The sequence below is a fragment of the Streptomyces sp. NPDC048211 genome (assembly GCF_043202315.1).
Classification (GTDB): Bacteria; Actinomycetota; Actinomycetes; order Streptomycetales; family Streptomycetaceae; genus Streptomyces.
Window position 1 is genome coordinate 72,458 of the sequence record NZ_JBIDAD010000014.1, and the last position, 11,124, is coordinate 83,581.

Here is an 11,124-nt window from a genome sequence, read left to right on the forward strand (position 1 = left end):
ATAGTCGTTCGCCGATCCCGCGCGAACCGGAAGGCGCAGCGAATCGAGGCGATTCGAACCGGGCCCGTGCCACCCGGGACGCCTGGCTCCGTCCGGTCGCGGTTCGTCGTCGGAGGGCGGCCCCGCGAGGCCGGTTGATCTCCGGTGTCACTTGCCAACAGGGCGCGCAGGACAACGGAGTTGCACCTCAGGGAGGAGGGACTGAGACTGAGGATGCGTGGGGTGCTCCTGCTACGTGCCGTGAGCGAGGCGACCATGTTGATGCCCCTTCCTCCCCGGCTGCGGCTACTCGGCCAGTGCGGTCTGGAACTCGGTGGCGAGCCCGTCGAGCTGTGTCACAACGGTCAGCGGCTGCTGGCGTTCATGGGGCTTCGCGGCCGGGTGTGCCGCACGGTCCTCGCCGGCACCCTCTGGCCCGAGGCCACCGAGGAACACGCCCGTGGCAGCCTGCGTACCGCCCTGTGGAAGCTTCCGTGTACCGAGCCGGCCCTGATCCGGCGCTGCGGGGAGGCCCTGGTGATCAGCCCCGCGCTCCGGGTGGACGTCGACGAGCTCACCAGCACCGCGCTCGGCGTGCTCAAGGGACGCGAGCCGTCGGACCATGTCCAGGGGCAGCCCACCCTGGGAGCGCTCACGGGCGAGGAACTGCTGCCCGGCTGGGACGAGGACTGGGTGCTGGTCGAGCGTGAACGCGTACGACAGCTGCGGCTCCACGCGCTCGACGCACTGGCCGAGGGCCTGACACGGCAGGGGCAGACGGCCCTGGCCCTGGAAGCCGCCTGGGCGAGCGTCCGGAGAGAGCCGTTGCGGGAGAGCGCGAACCGGGCGGTGGTGTCGGCGCATCTCGCGGACGGCAACCTGTATGAGGCGATCCGCCATTACCAGGTGTTCCGCCTCCTGTTGCGGGAGGAACTGGGCGTCGAGCCGACTCCCCTGTTCTCGGGGATGCTCCCCGTGCACCGCACCGATCCGTGCGTCTGACACCTTCCGCGACGGTGCTCCCCTCCGCATGACGATGACGGCAGGGTGACGCCGGGGTGACGACAGGACCGTAGCGTCGCAGAGGCACAGCGGAGGGCAGGGGCGTCCGGCGGATTCCCTTGGTACGCACCTTCGAGCGGACCCCGATTATTCGGAGGATGGCATGACCGCCACAGCAACCATTGATGAAGTCGTATGTCTGCGACCGGCGACGTCCACGGACTTCGACCTCGCCTCCGTGGTCAACGGTCTTCTCCAGCCCGTCTACCAGTTGCCCGGTGCCGAACTCATCCATCAGGTCAGCGGCATCGGCGACGTCGGCCAGATGATCCAGGACGCCCTGGACGAGGCCCCGGACGACCTCTATGCCACGAGCGTGCCGGACTCCGGGGTGGATCACGCGGTGTGGCCGCCCGGCGCCTCGACGGTCGAGGCCGGTGCCGGCAACCGCCTTCCCGTGGGAGTCACTCTGCCGGTCGAAGGGTCCCAGGACATCTTCCTGTGGGACAGGGACGACGTCAGTTCCGACGATCTGCTCGGCTCGATCACCATCAGCGAGGCCGAGCAGGGGCAGGGCGCGCTGTCGAAGCTCGCCCACTCCGAGGAGGAGAAGTCGTACTACTACGTCAACTACCACGTCGACTGAGTACGCCGATCCGCGCGGTCGTCCCGACGAGGAGGTCACCATGTCATGGAGAGTCGCCACCAGTCTGGAAACGCTGCGGACGCAGCTCGATACCCGCTTTCCCGGCCGCAGTACCGCCGCCGACGGCGCCATCGGCGACGCGGCCCACCAGACGCGCGACAGCGACCACAACCCCTGGTACGGCCCCGGAATCGTCACCGCCCGCGACTTCACCCATGACCCGGCCCACGGCCTCGACATCCAACAGGTGGCGGACCAACTGCTCGGCAGCCGCGATCCGCGGATCAAGTACGTCATCGCCAACCGCCGGATCGCGACCAACCGCGACTGGCAGTGGGCGCCGTACGAGGGGGCCAGTCCGCACGAGGCGCACTTCCACCTCTCCGTGGTGGCCGATCCGCGCTGTGACGAGCCGCAGAACTGGAACGTCCCCCTTCTGGGCGAGACGCCGGACGGCGGGGGCGACGCCGCCGTCGACGGCGTCTTCGTCACCTGGGGCACGAGCGTCAACGTACGGGCAGAGCCCCGTCTCGGCGCTCCGGTCGTCACCGTGCTGTCGGGACCGACCCGGGTGACGGTGAGCTGTCAGACCAGGGGCGACCTGGTCGACACCGCGGGTCACCGTAACGACGCCTGGTCGTACGTCCCCGACCTCGGCGGCTATCTCTCCAACATCTTCATCGACCACCCGGCCCCCTGGCTTCCGGGCGTCCCCGACTGCTGACGCCCGTGAGGCCGAGGCCGGCAGGCAGTACCGAGAGGAAGGGGGCACGGCCATGGTGGCCCTGTCCAACGTCCGGTTCGGTGCGGACAACGACGACGTGCGCACCGTGCAGAAAGCCCTGATCGCCCGAGGACATGCCATCCCGGACGGCGCCACCGGCCTGTTCGGCAAGCAGACCGCAGCCGCCTACCGGGCCGAGCAGGATGCCCAGGGCTACAAGGGAGCCGACGCCGACGGCATCCCCGGCTGCGCCTCCCTCACCGCGCTCGGACGCGGCGCCGGCTTCACCGTCGACTGCGCGGGCGTCCCCGCCGCGGACGGGAGTGCTCCCGGCGGAAGCCATGTGCCGTCGCCCGTACCCGGCCACAAGGTCACGTTCGAGTTCTTCTCGCGCGGCCCGTACGCGTGGAAGCCGGACGGCGTCGGCCGGCACACGGGGCAGGACTTCGCTGCCCGGTCCGGCGCGCCCGTGGTCGCCGTCCGAGGCGGCACGATCGCCTGGTCGAATACAGCGGGCGGAGCCTACGGCCAGTGGATCGGCCTCGCGGCGGACAACGGCCACGTCTACACCTACTGCCATCTCTCGCAGCGTCAGGTGAAGGCCGGCCAGAAGGTGATCGGGGGACAGCAGCTCGGCAAGGTCGGCACCACGGGCAACTCCACCGGACCGCATCTCCACTTCGAGATGTCGAAGGGATCCACCTGGTCCTACGGGAACGTCGCCAAGCCCAATTGGTGAAGGGAGCGAGTGACATGGAGGGCAACTGGACGCATCGAGTGACGCCCGGCCGATTGCGGGAGTGGTGGCGCGAGCGGCGGTCCTGGGAACTCACCGAGGAGGCCCGTGCGAACGTCCGGAAGATCCGGGCCCTCGTGACGGTGAGAACGGGCCTCCCCTCATTGACGGACGAAGCCCGCACGATGCTGGAACTGGCCAACGAGGAGTTGGCGTCGGCCGACAGGATCCTCCTGTTCGACGCGCACCACCGGGCCCCACTCGGATCGCACATCACGGCCGCTCACATCCATGTCAACGCGGCACGGTTGCTGTGGGTCAAGTCGTTCGCCATGTCGCCCCAGGAGATGTCGCCCTATGTGGCCGGCCTGAAAGCAGTGGTCAGCGACCATCTGTCCGCCGGTGACGTCCGCAGGAAGTCCGTCGAGCGACTTCAGAACATCACCGCCGGCGAGGATCTGGTCCGGCTGACGGAAGCCGTCGAAGCCGCCCAGTCGGTCGCCCTGCGCGAGAGGCTGCGCGCGGCCAGCTTCGTGCGGATCGTGTACTGCGTGGCCGGGTTCCTGATGCTCCTGGCGGTGGCGGTGGCCGTGCTCACCTCCATCTGGCCGCAGGCGGTGCCCATGTGCTTCAACCCGGACCGGTCGATCGAGGCGGTCGGCAGCCGATCGCCGGTGCCCTACCGGGTGGTCTGTGCCACCGGCAGCGACGACTCACCCTCCTTCGACGATCTCGACGAGAACTTCGACGCCGTCACCTCTTGGGGCGACTACGTGGTGATCGAGGTGATCGGACTCGTCGCCGCCGGAGTCGCGGCGGCCACGGCCCTGCGGAAGATCAGAGGAACATCGACCCCGTATCCGATCCCGGTTGCCGCGGCCCTGCTGAAACTCCCCGCCGGGGCGCTCACCGCGGTCCTCGGCCTGCTGCTGATGCGCGGCAACTTCGTGCCCGGGCTCAGCGCTCTGGACTCGTCCGCGCAGATCATCGCCTGGGCGGTGGTCTTCGGCTATTCGCAGGAGCTGCTCACCAAGTTCGTGGACCGGCGCGGCCAGATGGTCCTGGACGCCGTGCGCGGGCCGGCGGGTGCGCAGCCGGCGAGGGTTGGCTCCGGAGGTCCGCCGCCCGCGTCGGACCCGGCCGGCACCTGAAGCCGGCGCGTGGGATCCGGCCGGACCTGAAAGCGCCGATGCGGATCCGGAAGCGCCGCTGCGGATCCGGCCGGCACCCGAAACCGGCGCTGCGGCCACGACCCGGGATCCGCTTCGTGGCCGCAATGTTCACACATCAGCCACCGTGCTGGGACGACCGCGCCTCACTAGCCGCACCTCAATAGCCGCGCGCGGGACGCCGGGGATCGGCCTGCTGCACACGGTCGGCGAAGTTCGAACCGGCCCGGTTCACGCCGTACCGGCTCCGCACGTAGTTGATGGTGGCGCACATGCACGCCACCACGTCGTACGGCGTCGTGGCGGTGCCCGACTGGTGGTGGGCGGCGAACGTCGACGGGATGCACTGGGTCGCGCCACGGGAGCAGTTCTGCGGGTGCCCGTCAGGCATCCGGCGGCCGTGGGCGTTGACGTCCGTCCTGTTCACGCGCCACTGCCGGGCGTTGTAGGACGACTCCCGCTTCGTGATGGTCACCAGGGCCGGGACGCCGAACCGCGGGTCCGTTCCCGTGAGCCGGCACGCCGTCGTGGCGTACCGCTCCATGGCGGGCTGCCCCTCGGCGTCACCCGGATCGTCGTACGTCACCTGCGCGAGGGCAAGCCTGCCGTCGGCCGGGGAACCCGCCGCAGCGATGGCACAGTCGACGGGGAAGCCGCACAGGCGGCCGAGTTCGGTGAGGGACGCGCACCCGGGTACGCCGTCGGCGTCGGTGTCCTTGTACCCCTGGGCGCGCTGTTCCGCGGCGTAGGCAGTACGGGTCTGTTCCCCGAAATATCCGGTCGCACCGTCAGGGATAGCCCGGCCGCGGGAGATCAGAGCGCGCTGGACTGTGAGCACGTCCTCGTGGGACGAGCCGAACTGGACATGGGCGAGTATCACCATGATGCACACTCCCGACAACTGCCCCCTATACGACAGTAACTCCTCCTGCGCGTACATAACGGGCCCAGCGGCAGAGGCGACTTGAGGATGCGTCGGGCGCGCCCGAAGGTGCAGGGCGTCATGGAGGGAGCCATACTGAATATATCCATATATGTCTGGAACATCCCCTATGTGGACTAGAGGGAAGGGTAGTTGTCATGACGGTCGATGCCCAACTCAAAGTGAACGGGGGCGTCACGCAGGCGCTCATCGACGCGCTGGACCAGATCCACGACGCGGTCACGGCACGCATGGTGGGGCCCGACGGGAAGCCGTCCGGATCCGCCATCTACATGCACCTGCCGGTGGGCTACCCCGTGGACCCCACCATGTACTCCTTCGCGTGGACACCGGCCGGTGGTGCCACGTCGGCCGCCGTGTCGAGCGACGGCCGCTTCGCTCCCGCCGCTCCGGCCGCGCCCGCGGCACCGGAAGCCACCACCCCTGCGGCCGCGTTGGCGGCGGCCCCGCCCAGGCCCGACCCGCAGCTCCAGCACTCGCTCCAGGCCGCGGCCTTCACGTCGAACCTCGTCGACGAGATGCTGATGATCACCAAGGACGGCATCGCCGTCGCCTGGCCGGACCGCAAGGTCAGCTTCGCGTACAAGTCCGCGCTGGTCGGTATGCAGGCCGAACCGGTGCCGCCGCCCAGCCCCGAGGTGCAGGCGCGGATCGACGAGGCCAGGAAGACGCTCTTCACGTTCGACGCCGACGGCAACATGACCGGGTACTCCCGCAAGCATGAGATCTACAACCAGAACAAGAAGTCGTACGAGGACGCGGTCAGCGCGTTCGCGAGCGCCTTCGCCGCCGCCACCGCCGACCCTGCGCAGGGCCAGGTCTGGCCTGTGACCAGCGTGAAGTACAAGGGTGCCGTGGACAAGGCCAGTGCTGACCTCGCCGCGATGGGCGGTCATGAGGTGGAGGAAGCCATCGCTACGACCCAGTCCATCGGAGGCAGCGCCGCAGCGGCGTTCATCGCACAGGCCGGCAAGCTGTTCGACTCCTACCAGTTGGGGCTGGCCGGCGCTGTCGCGGTCAACGTGCCGTACTCCTACATCGACCCCATCTCCTGGTGGGACCGGAAGAACAAGGACTTCGGCGTGGTCGCGGTGCACACCGACTCCAGCAGTGTCAGCAAGGCTGCCGCAGGCGGCAGCAAATCCTTCGCGAGGAGCTACTACGACAGCAGTTCCTCCTCCACCTCCGGCAGCGTCGGCTACAGCATCGGGTTCTTCGGCGCCTCCGCCGACGCATCCCACTCCGAGAGCAGTGCCTCCTCGGGCATGCACACGGACAGCGGCACATGGTCGAGCTTCCACGACGAGACCTCCAACGCCACTGTGGACTTCGAGTGGTTCATGGCCACCATCAGGCGCCCGTGGATGCTCGGCGACCTCTTCCACATGGACGGCTGGTACATGGTCGGCAAGCCGAAGGGCTGCATCAGTGACGGCACGGTCGACGGCCAGTCCGGGAAGACCGACAAGATGCTGCCGATGGTTCCGAAGGGCTTCGTGGTCGTCCGCAACGTGAAGATCTCGGCCGACAACTGGGGTGCGGCGGGGGACGCGTTCCAGAAGGCCGTCGCCGACGCGAGTGGCAACACCAGCACCAGCTCCACCAGCTTCGGCGGGTCCGCCGGCTACCTGGGCATCGGGGGCTCGGTGCAGCACAGCGAAGGCGAGTCCCATGGGGTCTTCGAGTCCAGCAGCGGCAGCGACTACGGCTGGAACTTCCACACCGAGGGGCAGCGAGGCACGCTGGAGATCCATGGCTCGCAGATCGTGGGCTGGGTCGGCGAGATCACGCCTCCGTCACCGATGGTCGACGCGCCCAAGGACGAGGCCAAGAAGGACGATCCCAAGAAGGACGAGGTGAAGAACGGCACGAACGACAAGCCCAAGGCCGACGCGACAGCTCCCTCTCCGGCAGGGGCGGCCTCGACGCCTCCCGCTCCGGCCTCGGCACCTTCCGCTCCGACCGCCTGAGGAAGGTGCCGTCATGGCCCCCCACGAGGACCTTCCTGTCGCCCTCGGTCAGCAGGTGCTCGACCAGTTGCTGCGCACGTACGTCACGGCCGGCGCGGGAAAGTTCGCGCTCGCCGTACTGCCGGGCCAGGCAGTCGACGACGACATGGTGCAGGGCGGTGTGGTCAACCCGTTGCTCGTCTCCGAATGGCTGCGGGCCGATTACGACTTCCCGCTGCTGCTGAGGCTGAGCGACTGCACGCCGATCCCGGCCGCGCTCGGGAGCGGGATCTCGGCCTCCTCCGTCTACACCCTGATCGCTCAGTACAGCCGGCCCGCGGCCGCCCCGGACACGGACGCCTGGGCGCGGGTACGGGACCTGCTCAACGCAGCGAAGCAGGGCCTGGGCCCCAACCCCGGCGCCCTGCCCCTGGGGCTCGAACCGGACGACTGGGCCGCGCCCAGCGGGGCGGCGCACTGGCAGACCTTCGACGCCACCGTCAGCGCCTCACAGAGCCGGCCCTCGGCCGAGGAACTCACGCTCCCGGATGCCAATCCCGCGCTGTGGCGGCTCCGTTCCGAACACAGCACGGAAGCCGAGCCGGACACCCCGCGGATCAAGCTGCTGGCGCTCGACGCCGACCGCGCCGACCTGCTGCGAACCGCGATGGACTCGGGGGAGGCCGATGTGCTGGCACCGTCCGAGGTGGTGAGCGCCCGGGAACACGCGGCGTTGGTCAGCCCGGGGCTCGGGCTGCTGTCCTCGCTGCGTCCGTCCGCCGCCCAGGAAGCCCAGGAGCCCCAGGAGGCCGCTGACCCGGCACCGGAGGTCGCGGCCGCACCTGCCCCGACCGACGGCGGTGACCTGCACATCCACTTCGACCACACCCTGGTGCGCCTGGTGCGCCGACTCGCCGGAGAACCGTGGTGGCATCCCGAGCTGTTCGCGGAATCCGCCTGGTACGTCCCAGGGATGCGCCGCGGCCAGCTCGTGCCCTCCCCTCCCGAGGACGGCACCGCACACTGCCTTCCGCAGGCTCTCCTGCTGGTGCGGAACGTCCGCATCACGGGAGGCTGGACGGCCGAGGCGTACGCCGCTCTGGGCTCCGCGGCGCCCGCGTTCGGCCCGTTCCTGCTGCGTCCGGGCACCGCACAGGCAGCCGGCACCTCCAGCACGACGACCGTCCTGGGCCTGGGCACCCAGGTCATCGGCATCCTCGGCACACCGATGCCCGCGTTGCCGCCGATGGACGACCCCGGCCGGCCTCCGCCGCCCGCCTATGTGCCCTACCCCGGCGCGCCATGGTTCAAGGGTGCGCCGAAGAGCCCGATCATCCTCGCGATGGGCCGACGGCTGACGGAGGAGGGCTGCTCGGCCTACGCGAAGGAGCCCGGGCCCCAGTGGACCCGGGCGGACCGGGACTCGTTCGCCAAGTGGCAGCGCAAGCTCGGGTACCGAGGGGCGGAGGCGGACGGACTTCCGGGCCCGGCCTCCTGGAGGGCCCTGCGCGTGCCCAGCGGGGCGTGAACGCCGACCGTCGTGATCGGGCAACCCGACAGGAGACTGTGATGGAACCCTTGAACACGTCGTACTTCGCCTCCGCCGGACAGGTCGCTGTCTTCGACTGGTCGGCGAACACCGCCACCGAGAGCCGGCCGCTCGGCGGCTTCTGGGCTGGCATGCCGTCCGAGTTCGCCGCCGGCATCGATGCCGCGGTCGACCTGGGATCGGGCCTGTTGTACGTGTTCCGCGGCCCTTCCTACGTCCGCATAACGATCGCCGGCGGGCAGGTGGACGAGGGATATCCGATGCCGATCGCCGGCATGTGGCCCGGTGTCGGCTTCGACGCGATCGACGCGGCCATGAACTGGGGGGACGGCAAGGCGTACTTCTTCCGCGGTTCCCAGTACGCCCGGTACGACATCGCCACGGACCGACAGGACCCCGGCTATCCCAAGGAGGTGTCCGCAGGGTGGCAGGGTGTCGACCCCGGCTGGGCGGAGGGCGGTGTCGACGGCGCGGTCAACACCGGTTCCGGGCGCGCCTATCTGTTCAAGGGCGCCGAGTACGTGGCCCTCGACTGGAACACCAAGTCACAGGTGCCCGGCTATCCGCTGGCGGTGGCCGACCAGTGGCCCGGAATCGGCGGGCCCGTCGAAGCGGCCTGATCCCTCGCTGCCGGCCGGCCCGCAGGGGGCACCGCCACGGCAGGGGCGGCCGACTTCTACGAGCGCTACCACGCCTTCGCCGAGCCCGGAGCAGCGCAGCTCGGTGTACCCGTCCTCACGACCCTTGGCCAAGCGGCGCTGGAGTCGGACTGGGGGCGCAGCGCACCCGGCAACAACTTCTTCGGCATCAAGGCGAAGGCGTCCGACCCCGAGAACACCCGCCAGCTGTTGCGTACCCGCGAGGTCCTGCGCCGTCCGGACGCCACCTTCCCCGAGGTCATCTCCGTGACGCCCCGGCCCGACGGCAGGTTCGAGTACGTCGTGCGGGACTGGTTCCGGCGGTACGACTCCCCGGAGGAGTCGTTCACGCACCACGCCCACTTCCTGCGCGACAACGCCCGCTACGCCGCCGCCTTCGACCACAGCGACGACCCCTACGCCTTCGCGCGTGCCGTGGCGGCGGCCGGGTACGCCTCGGATCCGCGCTACTCCGACGTACTCGCGGCGCGCATGCACCAGATCGAGACGAGTCACTGACCGGACGACAGCACGAGGAGGCAGTAATGACGCTCATCGACGACAAGTGGGCCCAGGCGTCGTGGCTGGGGGCACCCGTCGACGCGGGAGCCGGCAGCGGCGAAGGCCCGCTGCCCGACGGCCGCGGCGCCGCCCGCGACTACCAGAACGGTTCGATCTACTGGTCACCGCAGTCGGGTGCACACGAGGTGCACGGGGACATCCGCGTCCTGTACGCGAGACACGGCGGCGCCGGCGGCTTTCTCGGATATCCCGTGACGGACGAGCTGGGCACTCCCGACGGAGTGGGCCGCTACAACCACTTCGAGGGTGGCTCCATCTACTGGACTCCCCGCACCGGCCCGCACGAGGTGCACGGCGCGATCCGCGACCTGTGGGCGAGCACGGGCTGGGAGAACGGTTACCTGGGTTACCCGGTCAGTGACGAGACGGGCCCGCCGGACAACCGGGCGAGCCGTTTCGACCACGGCCATGTGACGTGGACCCCGGCGGGAGGGGCGGTCGCCCACCGCGGCGGCACCATCGACTGATCCGCGGCTGACCGGGCAGGACGAGCTGTCCGGCCGGGAGCGGGCAGCCGGGGACATCGGGGGCGAGCCCGCCGCGAGGCCGGGCGGGCGACAGGCCGCGGTCGGCCGCTCTCGGACTCCGCGATCCGGCACTCGCGAGCCCGAGGGGGGCAGGCCCGTGCGAGCGCGCCGATCCGTGACGGCGCCGGGCCAGGGTCTGTCGCCAGGTGCCGGTGCGCTGCTGCCGCTCCCAGGGATCGCCGCGGAAGCCGGAGCGGGCGTCGGCGGCAGCCAGGGCCAACGGACGCGGGGACTGAAGGAGCAGGGCCTTGTGTCCGCCGGTGAGCCTGAGAACGCCGATGAACAGGGGCTTGTGTTCGCCGGTGAGCCTGAGAACGCCGATGAACAGGGGCGCATCGCTGTGGACCGCGCGAACCGGCCGGTGGGGGCCCAACATCCAGGCCCGGCGTCCTGCAATGACGTGCGGGGCTCGCCGGCCCCGCGACGTCGGCCCTGCCCATCCGCTTGCGCAGGTGCGCCGCAGCACGTGCGGGCGAGTCCATAGAGCCCAGTACGCGCCCAAGGATCGCGCCGGGGCGAGCGTCGCGCGGCCGGCTCGGTCGCGTCAGGAGCCGCACCACGGACGCGGCAGCCTGCTGTCGCCACTTGCGCAGGTGCGCCGCAGCACGTGCGGGCGAGTCCATAGAGCCCAGTACGCGCCCAAGGATCGCGCCGGGGCGAGCGTCGCGCGGCCGGCTCGG

At 70.1% G+C, this 11,124-nt stretch carries 10 protein-coding genes and 2 pseudogenes; 10 read left to right on the forward strand and 2 right to left on the reverse strand.

What is annotated here, in order from left to right; all coding sequences use genetic code 11:
* Positions 1–261 precede the first annotated feature (261 nt).
* The 5 genes from ACGFZA_RS36220 (at position 262) to ACGFZA_RS36240 (ending at position 4,238) form a co-directional block, all read left to right on the forward strand.
* A complete protein-coding gene (locus tag ACGFZA_RS36220; protein ID WP_393684803.1) occupies positions 262–981 on the forward strand; it encodes a BTAD domain-containing putative transcriptional regulator in 720 nt (239 codons plus the stop codon).
* A gap of 163 nt (positions 982–1,144) precedes the next feature.
* Complete coding sequence (locus ACGFZA_RS36225; RefSeq protein ID WP_393684805.1) at positions 1,145–1,627, forward strand: hypothetical protein; 483 nt, start codon at positions 1,145–1,147, stop codon at positions 1,625–1,627.
* A gap of 40 nt (positions 1,628–1,667) precedes the next feature.
* Positions 1,668–2,351, forward strand: a complete 684-nt coding sequence (locus ACGFZA_RS36230) for a hypothetical protein (protein ID WP_385279824.1) — start codon at positions 1,668–1,670, stop codon at positions 2,349–2,351.
* A gap of 52 nt (positions 2,352–2,403) precedes the next feature.
* The gene (locus ACGFZA_RS36235; protein WP_393684807.1) at positions 2,404–3,090 is read left to right on the forward strand and encodes a M23 family metallopeptidase; all 687 of its coding nucleotides are present in this window, start codon (positions 2,404–2,406) and stop codon (positions 3,088–3,090) included.
* A 14-nt stretch (positions 3,091–3,104) separates the two neighbouring features.
* Complete coding sequence (locus tag ACGFZA_RS36240) at positions 3,105–4,238, forward strand: hypothetical protein (protein WP_393684809.1); 1,134 nt, start codon at positions 3,105–3,107, stop codon at positions 4,236–4,238.
* 178 nt (positions 4,239–4,416) lie between these two features.
* Here ACGFZA_RS36240 and ACGFZA_RS36245 read toward each other — a convergent pair whose 3' ends face one another.
* A complete protein-coding gene (locus ACGFZA_RS36245) occupies positions 4,417–5,139 on the reverse strand; it encodes a peptidoglycan-binding protein (RefSeq protein WP_393684811.1) in 723 nt (240 codons plus the stop codon).
* 197 nt (positions 5,140–5,336) lie between these two features.
* Here ACGFZA_RS36245 and ACGFZA_RS36250 point away from each other — a divergent pair, with 197 nt between their 5' ends.
* The 5 genes and pseudogenes from ACGFZA_RS36250 to ACGFZA_RS36270 all read left to right on the forward strand — a co-directional run bounded on the left by ACGFZA_RS36250 (position 5,337) and on the right by ACGFZA_RS36270 (position 10,384).
* The gene (locus ACGFZA_RS36250; protein WP_385279836.1) at positions 5,337–7,169 is read left to right on the forward strand and encodes a hypothetical protein; all 1,833 of its coding nucleotides are present in this window, start codon (positions 5,337–5,339) and stop codon (positions 7,167–7,169) included.
* A gap of 1,252 nt (positions 7,170–8,421) precedes the next feature.
* A pseudogene (locus ACGFZA_RS36255) lies at positions 8,422–8,676 on the forward strand (peptidoglycan-binding protein); the annotation flags it as partial.
* 41 nt (positions 8,677–8,717) lie between these two features.
* Positions 8,718–9,317, forward strand: coding sequence for a hemopexin repeat-containing protein (locus ACGFZA_RS36260; RefSeq protein ID WP_393684814.1), 600 nt, complete (start codon positions 8,718–8,720; stop codon positions 9,315–9,317).
* A 96-nt stretch (positions 9,318–9,413) separates the two neighbouring features.
* A pseudogene (locus ACGFZA_RS36265) lies at positions 9,414–9,854 on the forward strand (glycoside hydrolase family 73 protein); the annotation flags it as partial.
* 26 nt (positions 9,855–9,880) lie between these two features.
* Complete coding sequence (locus ACGFZA_RS36270; protein ID WP_385279842.1) at positions 9,881–10,384, forward strand: LGFP repeat-containing protein; 504 nt, start codon at positions 9,881–9,883, stop codon at positions 10,382–10,384.
* Here ACGFZA_RS36270 and ACGFZA_RS36275 read toward each other — a convergent pair.
* Positions 10,272–10,820, reverse strand: coding sequence for an oxygenase MpaB family protein (locus ACGFZA_RS36275; protein ID WP_393684816.1), 549 nt, complete (start codon positions 10,818–10,820; stop codon positions 10,272–10,274). The genes ACGFZA_RS36270 and ACGFZA_RS36275 overlap by 113 nt on opposite strands.
* Positions 10,821–11,124: the final 304 nt, after the last annotated feature.

Coding starts and splice junctions, on each gene's coding strand:
- ACGFZA_RS36250 (WP_385279836.1), top strand. CDS start 5,337: ATGACGGTCGATGCCCAACTCAAAGTGAACGGGGGCGTCACGCAGGCG.
- ACGFZA_RS36225 (WP_393684805.1), top strand. CDS start 1,145: ATGACCGCCACAGCAACCATTGATGAAGTCGTATGTCTGCGACCGGCG.
- ACGFZA_RS36235 (WP_393684807.1), top strand. CDS start 2,404: ATGGTGGCCCTGTCCAACGTCCGGTTCGGTGCGGACAACGACGACGTG.
- ACGFZA_RS36275 (WP_393684816.1), bottom strand. CDS start 10,820: ATGTTGGGCCCCCACCGGCCGGTTCGCGCGGTCCACAGCGATGCGCCC.
- ACGFZA_RS36270 (WP_385279842.1), top strand. CDS start 9,881: ATGACGCTCATCGACGACAAGTGGGCCCAGGCGTCGTGGCTGGGGGCA.
- ACGFZA_RS36245 (WP_393684811.1), bottom strand. CDS start 5,139: ATGGTGATACTCGCCCATGTCCAGTTCGGCTCGTCCCACGAGGACGTG.
- ACGFZA_RS36220 (WP_393684803.1), top strand. CDS start 262: ATGCCCCTTCCTCCCCGGCTGCGGCTACTCGGCCAGTGCGGTCTGGAA.
- ACGFZA_RS36230 (WP_385279824.1), top strand. CDS start 1,668: ATGTCATGGAGAGTCGCCACCAGTCTGGAAACGCTGCGGACGCAGCTC.
- ACGFZA_RS36260 (WP_393684814.1), top strand. CDS start 8,718: ATGGAACCCTTGAACACGTCGTACTTCGCCTCCGCCGGACAGGTCGCT.
- ACGFZA_RS36240 (WP_393684809.1), top strand. CDS start 3,105: ATGGAGGGCAACTGGACGCATCGAGTGACGCCCGGCCGATTGCGGGAG.